This is a genomic window from Rhodococcus sp. WS1 (assembly GCF_003797745.1).
Lineage (GTDB): Bacteria > Actinomycetota > Actinomycetes > Mycobacteriales > Mycobacteriaceae > Rhodococcus_F > Rhodococcus_F erythropolis.
On record NZ_RKLZ01000001.1, the window covers coordinates 118,527 to 140,471 of the forward strand.

The following is a 21,945-nucleotide window of genomic DNA, read 5'->3' on the forward strand; positions in this document are numbered from 1 at the left end:
TAAGCCATGACGTCTCCAGCCGAACAGGATTCCCGATTCTCCAGCGCCGTCTACGGCGCACGTATCGCCCGCGCCGCGGAGTTGGCTCGATCAGCAGGGCTCGACGGTCTGGTGGTGACTCCAGGCCCGGATCTTCGGTACCTGACGGGTTCTCGGGCCGACTCCTTCGAGCGCTTGACCGCGTTGGTCATCGCTGCGGACACGGCGAAGGCGTCTGTCGTGCTTCCTCGCTTGGAGTTGGCGTCGTTGAAGGAATCGGCGGTGGGCGATCTCGGGCTGACCGTCCTCGACTGGGTCGACGGTGTCGACCCGTATGCGATTGTGGCGGCGCAACTCCCGACCGGCGCCAAGGTTGCGGTGACGGATGCGATGCCTGCATTGCACCTGATCCCGCTCGCAGACACCTTGGGCGCGTTGCCGATCCTCGCTACCAGCGTCTTGCGTGAATTGCGGATGGTCAAGGACGACGCCGAGATCGAGGCGTTGCGACGGGCCGGTGCGGCGATCGACCGTGTTCACGCCCGCATGGCCGAGTTCTTGATCGTCGGCCGTACGGAAGCCGAAGTGGGCGAGGCGATTTCGGAGGCGATTCTCGAAGAGGGGCACACCGAGGCCGCGTTTGTGATCGTCGGATCAGGCCCGCACGGCGCCGATCCGCACCACGAGGTTTCGGACCGGGTGATCGAGAGCGGCGATGTCGTCGTGATCGACATCGGCGGACCGGTCGAGCCCGGCTACAACTCGGATTCCACCCGCACGTACAGCATGGGACAGCCGTCCGCCGAGGTATCAGCGCAGTTCGCGGTACTCGAAGCGGCACAGCAGGCTGCCGTCGATTCGGTGCGGCCAGGAGTATCCGCAGAATCCGTCGACGTTGCCGCCCGCGAAGTGCTTGCCGCACAAGGTCTTGCGGAGGTCTTCGTTCACCGCACCGGTCACGGTATCGGGCTGTCCGTGCACGAGGAGCCGTACGTCGTCGAGGGCAACACCATCGAACTCGTCGAAGGTATGGCCTTCAGCATCGAACCGGGAATCTACTTCCGCGGCAGTTGGGGTGCCCGTATCGAGGACATCGTCGTCGTGACCGCGGACGGTTGCGAGTCGTTCAACAACCGTCCGCACGGCCTGACTGTCCTCGGCTGATCAGCTTTCCTTGAACGCCGCGGACCCGAGGATGCGGGTGACGTCGATTTCGATGACCACGCGCGCTGGGTTGACCCGTGGCTGGCGGTACCGCTCGGCATAGCGCCGAACGGCGTCGGCCACGGAGTCCTCGTCGGCGAGCACGCGTGCCGGCCCTTCGAGCGTGAGCCAGCGACCACCGTCGACCGAACTGACTGCGGCGTATCCGCCACGCGCTGCGTTTATCGCCTTCTGTGAACCACCGCTGGTGATCACGCGCGCCTTTCCGGCTTCCTGGTCCCAGGTGAACCCGACGGCCACGACGTGTGGGGTGCCGTTCGGACGCAACGTCGTGAGCGTCGCGAGGTGGTATTCACCGACGAACTTCAGCCCGTCTTCGGTGAGAGTCTGCTGTGCCGATGGCGTGGTGGAGGGGGTGAGCGTCATGCCACGACGGTAATCCAGGACACTGGAGCGGTGACTGCGGGTGCGAACGTGAATGACATCGAGACGGTACTGCTCCTCGGCGGACGAAGTGAGATCGGCCTCGAGATCGCGGTCAGGCTCGCGCCGGGCCGCAACATCGTTCTGGCTGCCAGACGCAGCGGCGAGCTGTCGGAGCAGGAGCAGATGCTCAGGAACGCCGGAGCGGTCGGCGTCTCCACCGTCGAGTTCGACGCCGACGCCGTCGACACGCACGGAGACCTCCTGGGCGCCGTAGTCGCCGAGCACGGTCGGGTTTCGGTTGCAGTGCTGGCCTTCGGAATTCTCGGCGATCAGGCGCGTGCCGAAACCGACGCGGCGCATGCGGTCGCGGTGGTGCACACCGACTACGTGGCTCAGATCAGCATCCTCACGCACCTCGCGGAGATCATGCGCCGACAGGGAACCGGAAAGATCGTGGTGTTCTCGTCCGTCGCCGGCGTTCGGGTTCGCCGCGCCAACTACGTCTACGGGAGTGCAAAGGCCGGCTTGGACGGTTTTGCCAGCGGTCTGGGCGACGCGCTGCACGGTTCGGGCGTGCAGTTGATGCTGGTACGGCCAGGGTTCGTCATCGGCAAGATGACCGAGGGAATGTCGCCTGCCCCGATGTCGAGCACTCCGTCGCAGGTCGCCGACGCCGTCGTACGGGGACTGAACTCCGGGGCGACTCGGGTGTGGGTTCCGCGAATTCTGCAGCCGGTGTTCTTCGTCATGCGGCTTCTGCCTCAGACGATCTGGCGCCGGATGCCGCGATGACCGCACACCCGGTGGTGATCGTCGGCATCGGCGCCGACGGCTGGGAAGGGCTGTCCGAGAGCGCGCAGGGTGCAATCCTCGGTGCGGAGGTCCTGATGGGGTCGCCGCGCCAGCTGGACTTGGTCCCGGCGGCACATCTCGGGGCACGGCGTGCGCCCACCAGGCTCACCTGGCCGTCTCCGATGATTCCGGCGTTGCCGTCGATGTTCGCCGAGAACGCGGACCGCAAAGTATGTGTGCTCGCCAGCGGTGACCCGATGTTCCACGGCCTCGGCGTCACGTTGGTCCGGCTGCTCGGCGCGGACAACGTGCGAGTGATCTCGCACCCGTCGTCGGTGGCGTTGGCGAGCGCGCGAATGGGATGGGCATCGGCCGAGGTCGACGTCGTGAGTCTGGTGAACCGAGACTCGGCGACCGTCTTGGCGGCAGTGGTCGATGGCGCGCGCCTGTTGGTTCTGAGCAACGGGCGCTCGACACCGGGGGAGGTGGCTCGTCTGTTGTCCGCCGCGGGCTTCGGACGATCGATCGTGACCGTGCTGGCCCAGCTGGGCGGGGCCGAGGAATCGCGGACCGTCACGGTGGCAGACGAGTGGGATCACGCGGACGAGGACGTGGACGCGTTGAACGTTCTGGCCGTCGAGTGCATCTCGGTCGATCATCCGTTGCGGCTGACTCGAATCCCGGGTCTACCGGATGCCGCGTTTGTCGGCGACGGTCAGATGACCAAGCAGGAGATCCGCGCATTGACGTTGTGTGCACTCGCACCGGCGCCGGGAGAACACCTCTGGGACGTCGGCGGAGGGTCGGGAACCGTCGCCATCGAGTGGATGAGAACCCACCCGCGTTGCACTGCAACAGCATTCGAGAAGGTGGCGAGCCGGGTATCGCAGATCGGTGCCAATGCACTCAATCTCGGCGTGCCTGCGTTGGCAGTGAAAGGGACCGCGCCCGAGGCGTTTGCGGAAGAGGTTCGGCGTCCCGATGCGGTGTTCGTCGGCGGCGGCGTCACGCAACCGGGAATGCTCGAAGCGTGCTGGGAGCAGTTGAGCGTGGGCGGGCGTCTGGTTGCCAACGCCGTGACCGCCGAGTCCGAATCGTTGCTGCTCGGCTGGATGAGTCGCCAGGGTGGGACGCTGCGACGCTTTCAGGTGCAGCGCGCCGAGCCTTTGGGCGCGTTCAACGTTTGGCGACCGCAACTTCCGGTGGTCCAATGGTCCGTCACAAAAAGTCAGCCGTCTGCAGGCGCAGGCACAGATACGCCGGAGGAATCCACACAATGACCGTTCATTTCATCGGTGCGGGTCCCGGTGCGGCAGATCTGATCACTGTCCGCGCGCAACGCATCATCGCTGCGAGCCCTGTGTGCTTGTACGCCGGCAGCCTTGTCCCAGCGGAGTTGCTCGAGTGGTGCCCGGTCGGGGCGCAGGTCGTGGACACCGCTCGCCTGAGCCTGGACGAGATCACCGCGATCCTTGTCGAAGCGCATTCGGCCGGGCTGGACGTCGCGCGTCTGCATTCCGGTGATCCGTCGATCTTCAGCGCGGTAGCCGAGCAGGCTCGTCGCCTGGACGCCGCGGGTGTCGATTTCGACATGATTCCCGGTGTTCCTGCATTTACCGCGGCCGCCGCAGCGCTGAGGCGTGAGCTGACCGTTCCAGGCGTCTCGCAGACCATTGTTCTCACCCGAGTCTCCACCTTGTCGACGGCAATGCCGGAGGGCGAGGATCTGCGGTCCCTGGGCCGCAGCGGCGCAACGATGGTGGTTCACCTCGGCGCTCATCGCATCGAACAGATCGCATCCGAGTTGGCCGACAATTACGGCGAGGACTGCCCTGTGGCGGTCGTCGCCTTCGCCTCGCGGCCCGAGGAGATCGTTGTTCGAGGCACTTTGAAGACGATCGTCGAACTTGTTCATGCAGCCGGCATCACGAAGACGGCCGTTGTGATCGTGGGCCGAGTGTTGACTGCTGAAGGATTCCCAGACAGCTATCTCTACTCGGCGGCGCGTGAGAGAAGCACACACTGACCCCGACGGGTACTCGTCGTCGCGTGCTCCTGCTCGGCGGCACGGGTGAAGGTCGAGTGATCGCTTCTCGGTTGGCCGATTCAGCCGACCTCGAAGTTGTCACATCGCTGGCCGGCCGGGTTCGTGATCCTCGATGGCCGGAGGGGGAAGTGCGCATCGGTGGGTTCGGGGGAGCCGAAGGGCTCTCGGAGTGGTTGTCGGCCAACGATATTCGTGCAGTGCTGGACGCCACGCATCCGTTTGCCGCTCGCATCACCAAAAATGCATTCGACGCGTGCCTCGCGAATTCCGTTCCGTACGCCATGTATCGACGCCCCCCGTGGCGCGAGCAACCCGGCGACACCTGGCTTCCGGTACGCAATCTCGATCACGCCGCAGAATTGGTGCCGACGGTCGGCTCACGCGCTTTTCTGACGATCGGGAGGCAAGGAGTTTCGGCGTTCGACCGTGTGAAGGACGTCTCGTTTCTCGTGCGTTCCATCGATCCGCCTTCAGGGACATTGCCACCTCACTCGCAATTGCTGCTCGCACGTGGCCCATTCGACGTCGAAGCGGAAGTCGATCTGATGAGAACTCACGGCATCGACGTCGTGATCACCAAGAACAGCGGCGGCGAGCAGACGTACGCAAAGATCGCCGCCGCCAGGAAATTGTCGATCCCGGTGATCGTCGTCGAACGATCACCGATCCCGGCGACCGCCCCGGCATTCGACACCGAAGCCGGGGCGGTGGACTGGCTCACGGCTTTCGGTAGTGGAACGGCGCTGTGAGGCCGACATCGCGTTCGCTTCAGGTTCGTCTAAGGTTCCGCGACCATACTGGAGGGATGTTGGGATCTTTCGACGCCGCACTGCGGGACCGCGCATGAGAGTGTCGGTTCCCGGAATGAGCCGTCGAAAACCATCGGGAATTCACGTGCGGACGCTCCATGCGCGAGTAAAATTGCTGACTGCAGGGCTGGTGGCGATCGCGGTGATCGTGTCGGCGTCGGCGGTGTACATCGTGTTCAACGCGTATTTGCAAGGCAACGTCGATCGACAACTCGAGCGCACGAGTGACGCGATCACCGACACCGTCAATTTCGGCGGTGTCACACCGGTTCTGGGATTGACGGCCGGCGCGGATACAGCGGTCATCCAGGCGGTGGGGCTTCTCACTGCCGACGGCGCCTTGGTGACGGCGACTCCCGGTCTGCCGCCGTTCAGCACCAGCGCAGACGCCATCAGGTCGATCGCAGACGGCAATTCGTCGCAGACGATCGCAACCGTCGATGCGTATCGAATTCTTGTCGAGCCCTCGGTTGCGGGCCAAACTTTGGTTGTCGCCCAATCCTTGGGGCCGACCCGTTCGGTCCTCAAGCGACTCGCAGTGGTGTTGGCGGCACTCGGGGCGGCCGGCATCGCACTCGCCTATGCGGCCGGAGATGCTGTGGCACGCACAGGATTACGACCAATTGCGCGACTCACTGCGGCAACGCGGCGGGTTGCCGAAACGGACGATCTTGCGCCGATTCCGGTGACCGGCGACGACGAGTTGGCGTCGTTGACAGTCAGTTTCAATCGGATGCTCGGGACGTTGTCGGAATCGCGGGCGCGCCAGAGAAGTCTGATCACCGAAGCGGGCCAGGACCTTCTGGCTCCGTTGACTGCACTTCGCACCAATATCGAGTTGTTGATGTCTTTCGATACCAAGTCCGGCGCGATTTCCGAGGCAGATGCAACGCAGTTGCGTGAGGAAATCACGGACCAGATGATGGAGTTGACGCTCCTAGTCGGAGACTTGGTGGACCGTGCGCGGGTTGACGAAAGCACGTTGGGGAGAGGAGATTCCCTCTAAATCGGACGTCTGACCAGCGCCTTTGTTGCATTCGTAATTGAAGCAATGGAAGGAGCGCTGGTAATGTGGGGCAATTGTGAAGTTTTTGGGTATAGCTGGAGTGTGGCGCGAACCGTGGGGTTTGCTGGGCGGGGGCCTTTGGAGGACGAGAGGGATTCAGTGGTCAAGCAAGCACGCGCCGAGCTGACTCGGCAGCAAATCGTTGCCGGCGCGGCCGCGCAGTTCGAGAAGACTGGTTACGGCAGCACCAGCATGGCCGACATAGTCTCGGGGGCCGGTACTACCAAGGGCGCGTTGTACTTCCATTTCGCGTCGAAGGACGAGCTCGCGCAATTCATCATTGCCGAACAGCATCGGCTCTCGATCGAATCGGTGCAGGCGATTTCCGCGACGGGCAAGGACCCGTTGGAACAGATGATCATGCTCACGCACGAAATGGCACGTCAGATTGTCGACGAGCCGATCGTTCGCGCGGGCATTCGCCTGACGCTGGAACTGAGCACGTACGAGGGGCCGGTGGAACCGTACGCCGAATGGATCTCGGCAATCACGGATCTCACCGCCAGAGCTCAGGCGGAAGGTGAAATCCGAAAATCGGTCAGCGCAGAATCGTTCGGCAGGTTCATGCCCTCGGCATTCACCGGGGTACAGCTGGTTTCGAACGTTCTCACCCGACGCTCGGACCTTCCGGATCGTGTCGACGAGATGTGGCAGATCCTGCTTCCGGGAATCGTCAGCGACGAACTTTCCGGTGACATCGAGCGCCTCGTCAAGTCGCGGTGGACTCCGGCGGCGGCGTAGCCTGCGGGACATGGCCGTCACGCGGATAGTTTCGGATCTGTCGAGTAGTTCACTCGAGGCCGCGCAGCGCTTCTACACCGAAGTGCTGGGCCTCGAAGTTGTCATGGATCACGGGTGGATCGTGACGTTGGCTTCGCCGACGGATCCGTCCTTGCAGATCAGCGTCATGACGCACGACGCTCATGCCCCCGTCGTGCCGGACGTCTCCGTCGAGGTGGACGATCTCGACGCAGCGTACGAGGCCGCGGTGCAGCGCGGCGACACGATCGTCTACCCCGTCACCGAGGAGCCGTGGGGTGTGCGCAGGTTCTTCGCTGCCGACCCCGACGGTCACGTGATCAACATCCTCAGCCACCGACGCGAGCAGTGATGGTGTCCGGCCCGGGCGGACTGACGTACCTCGAGGTGGGCGCGACGGCAGGCGTTCTCCCCGCTGGCTATCACCACGTTCACGAGAGCGCGACCGTCGGATCCGGACGTGAAGATTTCGAGGTCGCAGCTCGTACCGTCCTGGAATGGGGAATGCACCGCGGAGCCGGTCTGACCGTCCGTACGGCAGCCCCGACCGCGGTGGCAGGTCAGGATGCGACTTTCGGACTCGGTCCGGTGACTATCCCGGTTCGGATCGTCTATGTCGTCGACGACCCCAATCGCAAGGGCTTCGCGTACGGAACCCGCGCAGGCCACCCCGAATGCGGGGAGGAGTTGTTTGTCGTCCAGTTCGACGAGACCAGCCAAGCGGTTCGTATCGAGATCGTCGCATTCTCCAAGCCTGGAACGTGGTGGGTGCGTCTCGGCGCTCCGATCGGACGTCGAGTTCAGGCGTTTGTGACGCGCCGCTACATCCGTGCCGTCCGCGCGAGCGTCGACCGATCGCGGGTCTGACCGCTGTCGGGCGCGCTGGAAAAATGATTGGACGAGCTTCGGTTCGGGTTGATAGCTTGTGCGAGACCGTGACAACACGCCAGGAGGTGAGACCCATGAACGCTGTAACCATGTGGGTGCTCCCACTCGTGTTCACGGATCGGCGATTGACGTAGGTGTCGCCGGGAGCGCCTCGAGTAGGCAATCCCGAAAGGTAACACCATGCAATCCAATTCTCAGACCATCGAATTCACTTCCGAGACGACGTTGAACGGTGTCGTCGAACGCCATTTCATTCTGGACGACATCACCGGTGTGCTCTGGTCACCCGCGTCCGGATCTGTCGAATCACCCCTTCTGCTGTCCGGGCACTCCGGCGGCATGCACAAGAAGGCACCAGGACTGGTTGCCAGTGCGCTCCACAGCGTGAGCTCCCACGGGTTCACAGTCGCCGCGATCGACGCGCCCGGACACGGCGACCGGCCGCGGAACACACAGGACGAACAGTGGGTCGAGGCGATCCACCAGGCTAGGGCGGCCCACGAGCCGATCGCCCCGATCGTCGTCGAGTACAACCGATCGTTGGCGGAGCGTGCAGTGCCGGAATGGCAGGCGACCATCGACGCTCTGCAAACACTGCCCGACGTCGACGCCGACGCTCCGATCGGCTTCGGCGGCGTGTCGCTAGGGGTCGTGACCGGGCTGATGTTGGCCCCGGTCGAATCCAGGATCGCTGCCGTGAGCTTCGGGGGAGTTTTTGTGGACGACTCCCTCATCGAGGCAGCGCGAAAGCTCACGGTCCCGGTCGAGTACCGGATCCCTTGGGACGACAAGGATTACGACCGCACGTCAGGGGTGGCGTTGTTCGATGCCTTCGGCTCGAAGGAGAAGACGCTGCACGCCTACTCGGGCAGGCACTATCCGGTGCCCGACTACGAGCGCGACAGTTCGGCTCGGTTCTTCGCCCGCCACCTCGGCGGGAGCGGTGGCGCTCCTGTGAGCTGACGTGAACACGTATCGGCGTCCGGCCTGTGTCGGACGCCGATACGAAGTCGACCATTATGGCGTGACCGCCCGGACTCCGCGACGCGCTCACAACGGGGAGGACACAGGCCCAGTCGGTGAGCAGATCGTCGAACACGTCGACACCGTACTGACGGGAGTTTTTCACTAATGTCACCCGGGCCGGTTCCCGCGTCCGACATAGCCCGTTTGTGGTCAGCGTTGATGATCTGTTGCGTCAGTTAGCAATTCGGCGACCAGATCGAAGTCGTCGGCGGCGATATCTCGGTCGCCCGCTGCTCGGATCCGCTGGAGAGATTGCTCTCGTCTCTCCTTGAACCACAGATTGACGTGAAGGGCGATGTCGCGGGCAACGGCAATATCGACGGAGCTGATTTGCGCCATCGCCGCGGGGCGGGTGGCTGCGTCGAGCGCGAGGTGCACGATGTCGAGAAGGTCAGTGCCTTGTTTGTCTCCGGAACGATTCATCACCGCCTGAAGTTTCATCGCGATAAGTGGGCCCGGCTCGGCAACTGGGGTGGTGACCTCGACAAGATTGCCGTGGGCCCGGATCACCGCGATGGTCATGTCGCTGGCGGTGTCGTTGGCCCACGCGTGCGCTGAAGCGTGGAGACGATCGCCAGGATCGTCGCTGGGGTGGTCGATCTCGATCTGACGGACTTCGAGCACGTCGACCTTCACTGATCCGTACGGCGTGGGCAGTAAGACGGCTGCCGGCTCGACAGGCTCAGCGCCGTTGGCAGAACGCAGGACTTCGAGTTGGGGGATATCGCCGAGAAGTCGATCCACAAGATCGAGGTCGACCGTGGCTCGGTGGGGATTCGACAACCGCGACAATACGGCGAGTCCGCCTACGATGACAGGCGGCCCCCCGAGCAGTGAGCGGACCTCGATAACACCCTGAACTACGGCGGCCATCGCATCACCGGCAAAGGTAACTCGGCTACCAGACACGGGTCCACCGGACGTCGGGTGTCCATGCGTCCAAGATCTCCCGGCCGCGTCCGGCGTCTTGGGCGAGATCGAGTGCGACGAACAACGGATGTGTGAGTGGCCATTCGAGCGCGTTGGAGTCGAAATTGACGCGGTGATTCACGGCTGCGGGTACAGGCGCGACCCGCAACGTGGCCTTCGCCTGCATCGCAGAGGCTGAAGTTCCCAGCAGGGTAGTAGCGCGCCGGAGGGTCGAAGGGTCGGGGACAAAGAAGTCGAGGGTTTGGTCTGAGCGGAAAGCCAAGGGCGCACCGTACATAGCGGCCGCCGCAGAGTCGGTCAAAGCCCAACCCGGTTCCTTCTCGAGTGTGTCGAGATTGAGCCGCAGTGGTCGCATCAAAGTTGCATCGCCCCGAGACGGGAGCGCAGCTAAGTGAACGCGGGGTTTCGGCCAGCGCTCGGCGACCTGCCAGAACAGGTCGGTGCTCGTCGGCATATTCCTCGCATCGACGAAACCGTCGCGGCGCAGGGCAGCCAGTATCTCCGAGACCGTGCTGGGGGAACGACCCAACTCCCGCGCGAGCTCACGCACCGCGAAAGTTCGCTCGGGATGCATGAGCACTGAAACTGCGACCTCGAGGCCGGCCTTGCCGCTGAGTGCTTCCGACCGTTCAAGGCGTTTCTGGAGCGTCTTTACTTCGGCGTCTATGACCATGCTGCCTGTACGTATGGCAAGTCGTCCGCGGAGATCGAGGTAGCCGCAGCGTCGCTGGACGAGGATCGCGCGCGCGGTTTCGGTGAGGCGGTCCGATACGACAAACAATGTCGTGTCCGTGGACTGGTTTTCGGTGAGTAGTCGTTCGGCAACCTGGTCTGTGACCAGAGAGCGGTACTTCATCTGGATTGGGACGGCAAGACCGTCTGGGTCCAGCACAAGGTCGATGCCGGTGCCGGGTTCGCGGATTGGTGGTTGGGCGTCGATGCCCAATTCTGCGAAGGCGTCGATCACGAAAGCCTCAACGGCGGAAGCCTGGTTGTTCACGCGTGTATCGTTTCAGCATGTTCGGTGTTCGGTCAATACCGAACACCGAACATGGTTGATTGCAGCTCTTCGCGCATTCACATCATGTCGGTACTTGAGCGGGCCGATATCGCACGGCGACTGCACCCGACTGGAACTCGTGGCGGTCGACGAGCTCGAGTTGGATGCGCTCGCGCAGGCCCGCGAGCAACGTCGGTCCGTGTCCGGCGAGGACCGGTTGAACAAGGAACTCGTACTCGTCGATCAGTCCCAGGTCTGCCAATGCCAGGGGGAGTGTCACTCCGCCAACCCACAGGCCTTCGCCGGGCTGCTCCTTGAGTCGCTGAACTGCTGGCCCCAAGTCGCCCGGCACCAGCTCGGCATTCCAATCGACCCCGCTCAGCGTGCTCGACACGACGTACTTCTTCGCCTCGTCGATGGTCTCGGCGAACGGGATCTCCCACTCGTCCATCCAGTCAGGCCATGTGCCCGTTGCGGGCCGCCGCCACGCCGACTCCATCATCTCGTAGGTCGCCCGGCCGAATACAAGGGCGTCGGCTCGTTCCATCTGGGCGGTCCAGTAGCGCATCGACTCCTCGTCGGGTGGGAGCCCCGCCTCGTGATGGCAGCAGCCGTCGAGGGTGACGTTGATCGAGTATCGAAGTGGTCTCATCTCGTTGTTCTCCCCTGATATGCGCAGAGTGACAGCACCGGACCGTACTCAGACTACTGCCGGGCCGTCGGTGTAGATCAGGTTCGGGACCTGGAGTCACGCGGGGGTCGACCGAACAGCAACCAGGCGAGCGCGCTTATCGTGATGAGGATCCAGGCAACAACGAAGACCGTGAAGGTGATGTCCGCCCATAGTGAAACGGTGGGGTTGTGGGTCGATTCGTTCACGCTTCCAGACCACATTCGACGACTGTGCCTTGATGAAACAACACGCTCCATCGATTCTCGGCGAACCGCCAGATGGATGATCGCTCGGTAACCCGATGCGCCTGCGCCAGCCGGTACGTCACCAGATACGTGTCAGGCGCGATCCTGCTCAGCGCCGGCCGGTCAACCCTCCACCCGAGTTCGGCGGCGTCGTTCACTTCGCCGCGGAGTCGCCGGCTCGCGACTACCGATTGCACGTAATCGCGGGTGTATCGCGCACCCGAGGCTCCGATCTCCCGGAACTCCGGGTCGACGACCGCATCGAACTCGTCTCGTGACATCGCTACTCGAGTTCGGTGAAACAGAGGTTCGAACTCCATCAACTCGTCGAGGATCGGGCGCAACTCGTGCGGGGTCGTCACGACTGCTCCGAGAACTGCGCCTTCATCTCGATACCTATCTCCGCGTGTCGCAGGAGGAAGGCCTTCTCGTCATACCCCTTGCGCCGCAACCAGAGAGTGACCTCGCTGTTGCATTTGCTTGCATTGCACGAGCGGCACGCCGGTGCGATGTTGTCGAGCGTGTAGCGCCCACCGCGGGAGATCGCCAGCACACAGTCACGCTGCGGCGACTCGTCCGGCTCGCCGCAGTACGCGCAGCCACCCCAGGCCGCTTTGAGCGCGGACCACTGCTCGACGGACAGGTCGTGCTCCACCAGATCCATTCGGCGTTTGCGTTTGCGCGCGTATCTGGCTTTCCGGGTCCGGTTGACGGGCATGGCGCCATGTTATCGCCGAGTGGTGGTTACTCCGGGTACCGCCGCGGGGTGAACACCTGACGGCCCGAACCGGTTTCGACGACCGTGGTCATCGACGAGCCGACGATCAGCAGCGTCCGCATGTCGATCTCGGAAGGCTCGAGCTCGCCGAGGGTCACGACGCGAACTGATTCCTCGGCGCCGGCAACATCGCGCCCGATGACAACAGGAGTCTCGGGGGAGCGGTGCTCGAGCACGAGGTCTTTCATGGCTTGGACCTGCCACGTCCGGGACTTCGACGCCGGGTTGTAGACCGCAAATGCCATGTCTGCGGCTGCAACTGCCGAGATACGGCGAGCGACGACATCCCACGGCTTGAGGCGATCAGAGAGGGAGAGCACCGCATAGTCGTGCCCGAGGGGAGCGCCGACGCGACTGGCGACAGCGTTTGCCGCCGTCATACCGGGAAGGATGCGGACCGGGACCCCGCGCCACTGGTCTTCGGCGGCAACTTCGAGAACTGCTGCAGCCATGGCGAATACGCCGGGATCTCCCGACGAGACGACAGCTACACGGGCGCCGTTCTTCGCCAGGTCCAACGCCATCGCGGCGCGTTCGGCTTCGACGCGGTTGTCGCTGGAATGGCGCCGCTGGCCCGGACGCGTCGGCACGCGATCGACGTACGGGCCGTAGCCGACGAGGTCGGTTGCCAACGAAAGCTCATGCGCCACTTCGGGTGTGGTCCAGGCGGTGTCGCCCGGCCCGAGTCCGACCACGACCACCTCGCCGCGCGACTCGGCTGCGGGTCGAGGGTTGTTCGACGGGCTCGGAACGATGGCGATCGAGAAGTACGGAACTCCGTCCGGGTCGACCTCGGCAGCGGATTCGACGCGTTGACGTGTGGTGCTCGCGCGCTCGACGTAGTGCGCTTCATCCAAGCGGCCGGAATCCTCGAGCGATTGCAGGACCGGCGGGAACGTGCGTCCGAGCTTGAGGATGGCTGCGGCGTCGGTTTCCTTGAGCCGCCTGGTCAGCTCAGCCTGCGGCAATGTTCCGGGTAGGATCGTCAGGATCTCTTCACCCTCGACCAGCGGCTTTCCGAGTGCAGCAGATGCCGCGCTGACGGAGGTGACGCCGGGAATCACTTCGGCGTCGAAGCGATCGGCCAGCCTCTTGTGCATGTGCATGTAGGAGCTGTAGAAGAGCGGATCGCCGGCCGCGAGCAGGGCAACGGTTCGACCGGCCGCGAGGTGAACTGCCAGCCGTTCGGCAGCCGCTTCGTAGAATTCGTCCATCGCGCCCTGGTATCCGCCGGGATGATCAACGGTCTCGGTGGTCACGGGGTAGACGAGGTGTTCTTCGATCTGTCCTTCGCGCATGTACGGCGCTGCAACTCCGCGGGAGATGCTCTTGCCGTGCCTCGCGGAGTGGAACGCAACCACATCGGCCTCGCCGATGACGCGGGCGGCCTTGACGGTCACCAATTCGGGATCGCCGGGGCCGATACCGACACCCCAGAGCTTGCCTGCACTCATTCGACTTCGCTCGCAATCGCATTGACGACGGCGGCGGTGATCGCGCTGCCGCCGCGTCGGCCGCGGAGAACGAGATGATCGATCCCGCTGGCGTGTTCGATGAGGGCTTCCTTCGACTCGGCAGCGCCGATGAAGCCGACCGGACCTCCGACGATGGCGGCCGGACGGGGTGCGCCGGCTTCGATGAGGTTCAGGAGATGGAACAGTGCGGTGGGTGCGTTTCCGATCGCGACAACAGCGCCCTCGAGCTTGGCTCCCCACAGTTCGAGAGCAGCCGCCGAGCGAGTGTTGTCGATGGTCGACGCCAGCACGGGAACCCGCGGATCGCCGAGGGTGCAGATGACGTCGTTACCGGCGGGCAGACGCTTGCGCGTGATGCCGGCAGCCACCATCTGGGCGTCGCAGAAGATCGGCGCGCCGTCGCGCAGAGCTGCGCGCGCAGCCGAGACGACACCGGGTGTGAAGGCGACGTCGTCGACGAGATCGACCTGGCCACTTGCATGAATCATGCGCACTACAGCTTGCGAGACATCCGCCGGGAAACGGCTCAGGTCGGCTTCGGCCCGAATGGTGGCAAAGGACTGGCGATAGATTTCCGCGCCGTCACGGATGTACTCGATCATGTGCCACACGATAGAGGCATCACCGATCGGCCGGATTCACCCGGTAACCGTCACCCGTCGCAATCACATCCGCTACGTCCCCGCGGGGACGTCCGCAGCTGCGGTCGCACCCGGCCCAGTGCTGGCGCCCGACGACGGGCAGTTCTGCCTGCTCGACGGCGGTGATTGCGTCGGTGCGCACATCGGCGAGCGACTTCTCGCATCCCGGGCTTCCGGTGCAGGCGGTGACGTCGAGCCACGGTGAGTTCTCGTCGAAGATCAACCCCATCGGCGCCAACACCCGGACTACCTGCTCGGCAGCCCATTCGTCGAGGTCGAAGATGTGCACCGATCGCCACGGCGTCACGACAACGGGCTTGTCGACGGCGGCCAGGAACTCGGCCAGCCGAGCGTCCAGCAGCCCGAATCGCAAGCCTCCGCCCAGGGCTACGGTCCCGTCGCGCTGCTCGAGCCAGCCGATGGTGGGCCGTGCATCCGGCGTGAGGTCCGCCGCACCGGTGGACTCGGCGCTCAGACCCAGCTGCTCGAGGGTGCGTTCGATACCGTCCGGAACCTCGGCCAGGCGCCAGTGCTTGTCGCGGACGTCGAGGAATGATCGAGCCGCCTCGAGGAGCAATGCGACGGCGTCGTCCGCCTGGACGAGATGAGTGGTGTGGTGACCGGCGAGCACCAGTGAATGCTCGGTGGCGCTGCGCGCATGGAGTCCGAAATCGCCCCGTAGCCCGGTGATGTCTCCGCGCCCGTCGTCGAGGGTGAACAGGGTTCGCCCTGGCAGATCCGCCAATGCTTGATCCGCTTGGATCGCCGAATCGAGACGGTGGACCAGCTCACGAATGTCGGCTACGCCCCCGATACGGCCGGACAGTGGGGACGCGAGGATGTTGCGCACTCGCTCGTGCGTCGCGGACGGCAGCAGGCCGGCCGACGCGATTCGCGCTGCGAAGGCTTCGGGATCCGAGACCGAGCGCAGTTGGACGTTGCCCCTCGAGGTGAGTTCCATCTGCCCGTTGCCGAGATCGCGCGCTGCGTCGGCGAGCGTCTGCAATTGGACCGGGGTGAGGAGTCCGCCGGGTAGGCGCACGCGTGCCAGTGCGCCGTCGGCGGCGTGGTGAACTTGCAGTGCACCCGGGCACGCGTCTGGCTGTGAACGGTCCGTGGGCATGGCTCCAGGGTACGACCTGTCATGAGTGCCTTCTGCGGACCGGTAGCATCACCACCACCAGTGACGGCAGTTGAGGAAACCGGTGAAAGTCCGGTGCGGTCGCGCCACTGTGAGTGTTGCTCGAGCGGGACGTGTTTCCGCTCGGAAACACGAGTCAGACCCTCAACCGCCGTCGATGACAGATCTGTGCCACGGGGCGCGAAACCCCAGGAAGGCTTCACCCGTGATTCTTCTGCTCTCCACGTCCGACACCGATCTGCTGAGCGCCCGCGCCAGCCAGGAAGCCGGCGACGGCGTCTCCTATCGCTGGGCCAACCCCTCACGCTTGCTGGTCTCGGAGGACTTGCCGCCCTTGCTCGACGGCGTCGACCTCGTGATCGTTCGTATCCTCGGCAGCCGTCGCAGCTGGGAAGACGGCTTGGAGATGGTCCTCGCCTCCGGACTCCCCGTAGTCGTTCTCGGCGGCGAGCACGCGCCGGATGCCGACCTCATGGAGTGCTCGACGGTCTCCGCCGGTGTTGCTGCCGAGGCGCACAACTACCTGGCTGAGGGTGGCACACAGAATCTGGCACAGCTGCACCACTTCCTCTCCGACACCGTCCTGCTCACCGGCCACGGTTTCGAGCCGCCGGCTCACCTGCCTTCCTGGGGCATCGCTGATTTCGCGCCCGATCTCGACTCGGCGAGCGGTCCGGTCATCGCAGTTCTGTACTACCGCGCCCAGCATTTGGCCGGAAACACCCGGTATATCCAGGCGTTGTGCGACGCGGTCGCCGAGGCCGGTGGCACCGCGCTCCCGATCTACTGCGCATCTCTGCGAACCGCAGAAGCCGAACTTCTGAGCACGCTCCGCCGCGCCGACGCCATGGTCGTGACAGTTCTTGCTGCCGGCGGCACCAAGCCCGCCACCGCGTCCGCTGGTGGGGACGACGAAGCCTGGGACGTCGCCGCACTCGCTGCACTCGACGTCCCGATCCTGCAGGGGCTGTGCCTGACCAGTAGCCGCGCCACCTGGGACGAGAACGACGACGGACTGTCGCCTCTCGACGTCGCGACGCAGGTGGCGGTGCCGGAGTTCGACGGTCGCATCATCACCGTCCCGTTCTCCTTCAAGGAAATCGACTCCGACGGGCTGTCCACGTACGTCCCCGATGTCGAGCGCGCTGCCCGTGTCGCCGGCATCGCAGTCCGTCACGGCAAGCTTCGCCACATTCCGACCACCCAGCGTCGCGTTGCTCTGATGCTCTCGGCGTACCCGACCAAGCACGCCCGTATCGGCAACGCCGTCGGCCTCGACACTCCGGCGAGTGCAATCGATCTGCTCACCGAAATGCGTTCTGCCGGTTACGACCTCGGTCCGGTCGACGGTCCTGACGCAGTTCCCGGCCTGGCAGCCAAGGACGGCGATGCGCTGATCCACGCCCTGATCGCGGCCGGCGGACAGGATCCCGACTGGCTTACCGCCGAGCAGCTCGAGGGCAATCCGATCCGCATCTCGGCAGCGAAGTACCGCGACTGGTTCGCCACCCTGCCCGAGGAACTGCGCAGCGGAGTCGAAGAACACTGGGGCACAGCGCCCGGCGAGTTGTACGTCGATCGCTCGCAGGATCCGGACGGCGAAATCGTCATCGCGGCACTGCGATTCAACAACATCGTCCTCATGGTCCAGCCGCCACGGGGATTCGGTGAAAAGCCTGTCGCGATCTACCACGACCCGGATCTGCCGCCGAGCCACCACTACCTCGCGGCCTACCGCTGGATCGCTGCCACCCCGGACAACGGCGGATTCGGCGCCGACGCCGTTGTGCACCTCGGCAAGCACGGCAACCTCGAATGGTTGCCGGGCAAGACGCTAGGCATGTCCAGCAACTGCGGCACCGACGCAGCGCTCGGCGACCTGCCGCTGATCTACCCGTTCCTGGTCAACGACCCGGGCGAGGGAACACAGGCCAAGCGTCGTGCTCACGCGACGCTCGTCGATCACCTGATCCCGCCGATGGCCCGTGCCGAAAGCTACGGCGACATCTCCCGCCTCGAGCAACTGCTCGACGAGCACTCCAACATTTCCGCACTCGATCCGTCCAAGCTCCCGGCTATTCGCCAGCAGATCTGGACACTGATGCGTGCCGCCAAGATGGACCACGACCTCGGCCTCGCCGAGCGGCCTGAAGAAGACGTGTTCGACGACATGCTCCTGCACGTCGACGGTTGGCTGTGCGAGATCAAGGACGTCCAGATCCGCGACGGTCTGCACATTCTCGGCCGTGCACCCCAGGGCGACGCCGAAATCGAACTGGTCCTCGCCATGCTGCGTGCCCGTCAGATGTGGGGCGGCGAACAGAGCGTCCCCGGTTTGCGTGAAGCACTCGGGCTCAGCGAAGACGGCGACGAGTCGCGCAGCCGTGTCGACGACGTCGAGGAAAAGGCGCACGCACTGGTTCGCGGCATGTACGACGCCGATTGGAACCCCGCTGCGGCAGAACAACTCAGCGACGACGAGACCGTCGTGAAGATCCTGCAGTTCGCGGCCACCGAAGTGGTTCCGCGTCTTCGGCAGACCGACAACGAGATCAAGCAGGTCCTGCACGCGCTCGACGGCGGATTCATCGCCGCGGGTCCGAGTGGGTCACCGCTCCGCGGCCTGATCAACGTTCTTCCCACTGGTCGTAACTTCTACTCCGTCGACCCCAAGGCAGTTCCTTCACGCTTGGCATGGGAGACCGGTCAGGCGATGGCCGAGTCGCTCGCCGCTCGCTATCTCGCCGATCACGGCGAATACCCGCGCTCGGTGGGTCTGTCGGTGTGGGGAACCGCCGCCATGCGTACCTCCGGCGACGACATCGCCGAAGTGTTCGCGCTCCTCGGTGTTCGCCCCGTCTGGGACGAAGCAAGCCGACGCGTCGTCAACCTCGAAGTCATCGATCTCGAAGAACTCGGCCGCCCGCGCATCGACGTCACCGTCCGCATCTCCGGATTCTTCCGTGATGCGTTCCCGCACGTGCTCGCACTGCTCGACGACGCCGTTCAGCTCGTCGCGGCACTGGACGAGACGGACGAGCAGAACTACGTACGCGCCCACGCACAGGCCGACCTTGCCGAGCACGGCGACGCCAGGCGTGCGACCACCCGTATCTTCGGTTCGAAGCCCGGAACCTACGGCGCCGGACTGCTGCAACTCATCGACTCCAAGACCTGGCGCGGTGACGACGACCTCGCCGAGGTGTACACCAACTGGGGCGGCTTCGCGTACGGCCGTGGGCTCGACGGAATCCCGGCAGCTGACGACATGCGCAGTGCTTACCGTCGAATCAACGTGGCGGCCAAGAACACCGACACACGTGAGCACGACATCGCCGATTCGGACGACTACTTCCAGTACCACGGCGGCATGGTTGCCACCGTGCGCGCGCTGACCGGAAAGTCGCCCGAGGCATATATCGGCGACAGCACTAGGCCGGAATCGGTTCGCACACGCACACTTTCGGAAGAGACCGCACGTGTCTTCCGGGCGCGCGTGGTCAATCCCCGCTGGCTCGACGCGATGCGCCGTCACGGGTACAAGGGTGCCTTCGAGATGGCAGCCACGGTCGACTACCTCTTCGGGTACGACGCCACCACCAACGTGGTCGCGGACTGGATGTACGAAAAGCTCGCCGAGACCTACGTTCTGGACGAGCAGAACCAGAAGTTCATGACGCAATCCAATCCGTGGGCACTACACGGAATCGCCGAGCGGCTCCTCGAAGCCGCCGAGCGCAACATGTGGGAGCACCCCGAGCAGAAGACACTCGACGGCTTGCGTCAGGTGTACCTCGAAACCGAAGGCGAACTCGAGGGGGAGTAAACCTCGAGAATCATCAGCAGGTCCGGGCGCTGAAGTGTTTCAGCGTCCGGACTTGATGATCTGAGCGATGTTCCGCTCCGCCAGAGCAGTGATTGTCAGTGACGGATTGACGGTGCCGGTGCTGCCCGGAATGGCAGCGCCGTCCATCACGTACAGGCCGTCGTAGCCCTTGACTCGCCCGTAGCCGTCAGTGGCCTTGCCCAGAACCGCACCGCCGAGGGGATGCGCGGTGAACGAGGAATTGACGTCTTTCGCGAACGGCAAGGCGGACGGCAGCGTGGTGCCGGCGAAGGCCATCTTGTTCTGGACGGCGCGCAGGGCCTCGACGGTGGCGTCGTTGCCGTTCTTCGGCCAGTTCAGCACCACCCGATCGTTGCCCCCGTCGTAGGCGAAGTCGGCGCGCTGCGAATCGAGGGTCATACCCAAGGTTCCGAGCATGCCGATGTTGACGGGTAGGCCGGGGACGTACCAGTTTTCCAGGGAGAGTGGCATTCCCGACTCGTCGACGATGCGTGATGCCGACGGTGCGGCTTGCGCAGTGCCGTCACTGAAGCCGAACGAGCGCACCATCCCGGCGTCGCCGTTCGTTCCCCAGCCCTTACCGACGTGTTCGTTGAGGTTCGGCAGCGCGCCCGTCGCCTGGGCGCGTACCAGCAGTTCGGAGGTGCCGATCGAACCGGCGCCGAGGAACAGACGGTCACAGGTAAGAGTCTTCCGGGCCAGAACGCCACCCGTCGGATCCGTCGATTCGACGTCGACGACGTAGCGTCCATCACGTTCGCGACTGATCGCGAGCACCTGATGTCCGTAACAGACGGTGGCTCGTCCGGTGGCTTCGGCGGCGGGAATGTAGTTCTGTGTGAGGTCGAACTTCGCGCCGTTGGAATTTCCCATGTTGCTGTCACCGACAGTGGCCGAGGCTCGGGTTCGGCCGTCAAGTTCTGAGCGCACCACGTCCCAGTTCCAGATCCCGTCGATCCGCTGCGGATCGAATCCGGCACGACGAGCGTCCTGATCCCAACGACGCGAGTGGCCGAAATTCGGGGTTTGGTAAATGTCTTCGGGCAACGGGCTCAGACGCAGCATCTGGCGCACCTTGGGGTACCAGGTGGACGCCATCTCGTCGTAGTCGAGGGAGTTGCCGAAGACTGCGTCGAAGAATCGGCGCTCGGGCGCGATCATCACGCCGGTGAAGATGATGGAACCACCGCCGACTGCAGCGCCGCGCCAGACCGAGATGTGTTCGTAGTCGGTGGCATCGAGGACGCCGCTGAAGTAGTCGCACACCACCGGGAGTCCGGTGAGGTTGGTGAACGATGTGCGCCGGAAAACTCCGCGGCCGTCGGCCAGCATGTCGGAGGTGTGAATCTCCCGCTGCGGATCATGCGGCCATCGGAGTCCGCGTTCGAGGATGGTGACCTGGGTGCCGCTCTGCGCCAACCGGAGAGCGGTCGCGCTGGCGCCGAAACCTGACCCGATGACGATGGCTTCGGAATGTTCCGGGGGAGTGGGCGAGGGTACGAACAACTCGGGGACGAGTGCGCGGTAGTGATCGGCACCCATCGGTAGCGCACGCAGAGGCGCGGGGGCGGCGTGGCTGATCGAGGTCGACATGAGCGGTGTCGCGGCTGCAACTGCTGCCCCCACTCCGGCCGCTTTGAAAAAGTCACGACGCTGCATGTCACGACGCTGCATGTGTTTGTTCGACTCCCCAGTTCGACGATTTGCCTCAGAATAACTCGAGATGGAGTTTGGGGACGAAACGGCATGTTGAATGCGCACAGAAACCGGATAAAACGTGCATAAGTGGCATGCTTCAGCCGATTGCGGAAGGTCGCCGGATAGTCGCCGAGGCTCATCTGTGTCCAGTGAGCGGTTCCCGCCCCTATCCTCGAGGAGTGAACTCCGACTTCAAGCGCGTCTCCGAGGCCAAGTACGTCCTACTCACTACCTTCCGCAAGGACGGAACGCCGGTGGCGACGCCGCTCTGGGCCGCGCCGGACGGCGACAAGCTCCTGATGTGGACCGTCACAGATTCCTACAAGGTCAAGCGCATCAGGCGAAACCCGTCAGTCACCGTGGCTGCGTGTGACGCTCGGGGAAATCCGAAGGGTGAACCGGTTGCCGCCGTCGCCGAGATCCTCGACGGACCGGGCACCGATCATGCTCGCGACGCGATCGCGCGTCGCTACGGAATCCTTGGCTGGATCACCATGAAAGGCAGTCTCCTGCGCCGCGGCAAGACCGGAACGATCGGACTTGCCATCACTGCAGCTTGAC

Annotated in this window: 22 protein-coding genes and 1 riboswitch; of the genes, 12 read left to right on the forward strand and 10 right to left on the reverse strand. The window is 64.3% G+C overall.

The features are described 5' to 3' along the window. Window positions 1-6: 6 nt before the first annotated feature. Entirely contained in the window at window positions 7-1,143 is a 1,137-nt protein-coding gene (locus EEB12_RS00560) for a M24 family metallopeptidase (protein ID WP_141487257.1), read from the forward strand. On the opposite strand, the gene EEB12_RS00565 is transcribed toward EEB12_RS00560, so the two are convergent. Then, window positions 1,144-1,569 (reverse strand): PPOX class F420-dependent oxidoreductase, encoded by a 426-nt coding sequence (locus EEB12_RS00565; RefSeq protein WP_019748505.1) that lies wholly within the window; start codon window positions 1,567-1,569, stop codon window positions 1,144-1,146. A gap of 30 nt (window positions 1,570-1,599) precedes the next feature. Between EEB12_RS00565 and EEB12_RS00570 the strand changes: the two genes are divergently transcribed. The 9 genes from EEB12_RS00570 (at window position 1,600) to EEB12_RS00610 (ending at window position 8,893) form a co-directional block, all read left to right on the forward strand. Continuing rightward, window positions 1,600-2,361, forward strand: a complete 762-nt coding sequence (locus EEB12_RS00570; RefSeq protein WP_019748504.1) for an SDR family NAD(P)-dependent oxidoreductase — start codon at window positions 1,600-1,602, stop codon at window positions 2,359-2,361. Further along, the gene (locus EEB12_RS00575) at window positions 2,358-3,641 is read left to right on the forward strand and encodes a bifunctional cobalt-precorrin-7 (C(5))-methyltransferase/cobalt-precorrin-6B (C(15))-methyltransferase (protein ID WP_019748503.1); all 1,284 of its coding nucleotides are present in this window, start codon (window positions 2,358-2,360) and stop codon (window positions 3,639-3,641) included. Before EEB12_RS00570 ends, EEB12_RS00575 begins: the two co-directional genes overlap by 4 nt. After that, window positions 3,638-4,387, forward strand: a complete 750-nt coding sequence (cobM, locus tag EEB12_RS00580) for a precorrin-4 C(11)-methyltransferase (protein ID WP_019748502.1) — start codon at window positions 3,638-3,640, stop codon at window positions 4,385-4,387. The genes EEB12_RS00575 and cobM overlap by 4 nt, the downstream gene beginning before the upstream one ends. Window positions 4,388-4,410: 23 nt before the next feature. After that, window positions 4,411-5,157, forward strand: coding sequence for a cobalt-precorrin-6A reductase (locus EEB12_RS00585; protein WP_019748501.1), 747 nt, complete (start codon window positions 4,411-4,413; stop codon window positions 5,155-5,157). Window positions 5,158-5,302: 145 nt separating this feature from the next. Further along, complete coding sequence (locus EEB12_RS00590) at window positions 5,303-6,223, forward strand: HAMP domain-containing protein (RefSeq protein WP_230091155.1); 921 nt, start codon at window positions 5,303-5,305, stop codon at window positions 6,221-6,223. A gap of 159 nt (window positions 6,224-6,382) precedes the next feature. After that, entirely contained in the window at window positions 6,383-7,024 is a 642-nt protein-coding gene (locus EEB12_RS00595; RefSeq protein ID WP_019748499.1) for a ScbR family autoregulator-binding transcription factor, read from the forward strand. A 10-nt stretch (window positions 7,025-7,034) separates the two neighbouring features. After that, entirely contained in the window at window positions 7,035-7,394 is a 360-nt protein-coding gene (locus tag EEB12_RS00600; protein ID WP_019748498.1) for a VOC family protein, read from the forward strand. Then, window positions 7,394-7,909: a DUF1990 domain-containing protein gene (locus EEB12_RS00605; protein ID WP_029538145.1), complete on the forward strand. Its 516-nt coding sequence runs from the start codon at window positions 7,394-7,396 to the stop codon at window positions 7,907-7,909. The genes EEB12_RS00600 and EEB12_RS00605 overlap by 1 nt, the downstream gene beginning before the upstream one ends. A 201-nt stretch (window positions 7,910-8,110) precedes the next feature. Beyond that, entirely contained in the window at window positions 8,111-8,893 is a 783-nt protein-coding gene (locus EEB12_RS00610; protein WP_037134312.1) for an alpha/beta hydrolase, read from the forward strand. A gap of 213 nt (window positions 8,894-9,106) precedes the next feature. On the opposite strand, the gene EEB12_RS00615 is transcribed toward EEB12_RS00610, so the two are convergent. The 8 genes from EEB12_RS00615 to cobG all read right to left on the reverse strand — a co-directional run bounded on the left by EEB12_RS00615 (window position 9,107) and on the right by cobG (window position 15,821). Further along, entirely contained in the window at window positions 9,107-9,865 is a 759-nt protein-coding gene (locus EEB12_RS00615) for a nucleotidyl transferase AbiEii/AbiGii toxin family protein (protein WP_029538141.1), read from the reverse strand. After that, a complete protein-coding gene (locus tag EEB12_RS00620) occupies window positions 9,855-10,886 on the reverse strand; it encodes a helix-turn-helix domain-containing protein (protein WP_019748494.1) in 1,032 nt (343 codons plus the stop codon). Before EEB12_RS00620 ends, EEB12_RS00615 begins: the two co-directional genes overlap by 11 nt. Window positions 10,887-10,968: 82 nt before the next feature. Then, on the reverse strand, window positions 10,969-11,538 hold the full coding sequence (locus EEB12_RS00625) for a dihydrofolate reductase family protein (RefSeq protein ID WP_021333484.1): 570 nt from the start codon (window positions 11,536-11,538) through the stop codon (window positions 10,969-10,971). Window positions 11,539-11,761: 223 nt separating this feature from the next. Beyond that, a complete protein-coding gene (locus EEB12_RS00630; RefSeq protein WP_141487258.1) occupies window positions 11,762-12,166 on the reverse strand; it encodes a hypothetical protein in 405 nt (134 codons plus the stop codon). Then, entirely contained in the window at window positions 12,163-12,522 is a 360-nt protein-coding gene (locus EEB12_RS00635; RefSeq protein ID WP_019748490.1) for an HNH endonuclease, read from the reverse strand. Before EEB12_RS00635 ends, EEB12_RS00630 begins: the two co-directional genes overlap by 4 nt. A 26-nt stretch (window positions 12,523-12,548) precedes the next feature. Next, the gene (gene cobJ / locus EEB12_RS00640) at window positions 12,549-14,036 is read right to left on the reverse strand and encodes a precorrin-3B C(17)-methyltransferase (protein ID WP_019748489.1); all 1,488 of its coding nucleotides are present in this window, start codon (window positions 14,034-14,036) and stop codon (window positions 12,549-12,551) included. Further along, window positions 14,033-14,659 (reverse strand): precorrin-8X methylmutase, encoded by a 627-nt coding sequence (locus EEB12_RS00645; protein WP_007729839.1) that lies wholly within the window; start codon window positions 14,657-14,659, stop codon window positions 14,033-14,035. Before EEB12_RS00645 ends, cobJ begins: the two co-directional genes overlap by 4 nt. 19 nt (window positions 14,660-14,678) lie before the next feature. Continuing rightward, entirely contained in the window at window positions 14,679-15,821 is a 1,143-nt protein-coding gene (gene cobG / locus EEB12_RS00650; RefSeq protein WP_019748488.1) for a precorrin-3B synthase, read from the reverse strand. A 74-nt stretch (window positions 15,822-15,895) separates the two neighbouring features. After that, a riboswitch (cobalamin riboswitch) is annotated at window positions 15,896-15,981 on the forward strand. A gap of 63 nt (window positions 15,982-16,044) precedes the next feature. Between cobG and cobN the strand changes: the two genes are divergently transcribed. Beyond that, the gene (gene cobN / locus EEB12_RS00655) at window positions 16,045-19,665 is read left to right on the forward strand and encodes a cobaltochelatase subunit CobN (RefSeq protein WP_029538136.1); all 3,621 of its coding nucleotides are present in this window, start codon (window positions 16,045-16,047) and stop codon (window positions 19,663-19,665) included. A 39-nt stretch (window positions 19,666-19,704) separates the two neighbouring features. On the opposite strand, the gene EEB12_RS00660 is transcribed toward cobN, so the two are convergent. Beyond that, window positions 19,705-21,360 (reverse strand): GMC oxidoreductase, encoded by a 1,656-nt coding sequence (locus EEB12_RS00660; protein WP_020907786.1) that lies wholly within the window; start codon window positions 21,358-21,360, stop codon window positions 19,705-19,707. Between the two features lie 203 nt (window positions 21,361-21,563). Between EEB12_RS00660 and EEB12_RS00665 the strand changes: the two genes are divergently transcribed. Beyond that, on the forward strand, window positions 21,564-21,944 hold the full coding sequence (locus EEB12_RS00665; protein ID WP_065455754.1) for a PPOX class F420-dependent oxidoreductase: 381 nt from the start codon (window positions 21,564-21,566) through the stop codon (window positions 21,942-21,944). Window position 21,945 lies beyond the last annotated feature (1 nt).

Excerpts from the sequence above, each read along its gene's own strand:
- EEB12_RS00625 (WP_021333484.1), bottom strand. The coding sequence starts at position 11,538 with ATGAGACCACTTCGATACTCGATCAACGTCACCCTCGACGGCTGCTGC.
- EEB12_RS00605 (WP_029538145.1), top strand. The coding sequence starts at position 7,394 with ATGGTGTCCGGCCCGGGCGGACTGACGTACCTCGAGGTGGGCGCGACG.
- EEB12_RS00600 (WP_019748498.1), top strand. The coding sequence starts at position 7,035 with ATGGCCGTCACGCGGATAGTTTCGGATCTGTCGAGTAGTTCACTCGAG.
- EEB12_RS00560 (WP_141487257.1), top strand. The coding sequence starts at position 7 with ATGACGTCTCCAGCCGAACAGGATTCCCGATTCTCCAGCGCCGTCTAC.
- EEB12_RS00610 (WP_037134312.1), top strand. The coding sequence starts at position 8,111 with ATGCAATCCAATTCTCAGACCATCGAATTCACTTCCGAGACGACGTTG.
- cobG (WP_019748488.1), bottom strand. The coding sequence starts at position 15,821 with ATGCCCACGGACCGTTCACAGCCAGACGCGTGCCCGGGTGCACTGCAA.
- cobM (WP_019748502.1), top strand. The coding sequence starts at position 3,638 with ATGACCGTTCATTTCATCGGTGCGGGTCCCGGTGCGGCAGATCTGATC.
- EEB12_RS00660 (WP_020907786.1), bottom strand. The coding sequence starts at position 21,360 with ATGCAGCGTCGTGACATGCAGCGTCGTGACTTTTTCAAAGCGGCCGGA.
- cobJ (WP_019748489.1), bottom strand. The coding sequence starts at position 14,036 with ATGAGTGCAGGCAAGCTCTGGGGTGTCGGTATCGGCCCCGGCGATCCC.
- EEB12_RS00575 (WP_019748503.1), top strand. The coding sequence starts at position 2,358 with ATGACCGCACACCCGGTGGTGATCGTCGGCATCGGCGCCGACGGCTGG.
- EEB12_RS00565 (WP_019748505.1), bottom strand. The coding sequence starts at position 1,569 with ATGACGCTCACCCCCTCCACCACGCCATCGGCACAGCAGACTCTCACC.
- EEB12_RS00635 (WP_019748490.1), bottom strand. The coding sequence starts at position 12,522 with ATGCCCGTCAACCGGACCCGGAAAGCCAGATACGCGCGCAAACGCAAA.
- EEB12_RS00645 (WP_007729839.1), bottom strand. The coding sequence starts at position 14,659 with ATGATCGAGTACATCCGTGACGGCGCGGAAATCTATCGCCAGTCCTTT.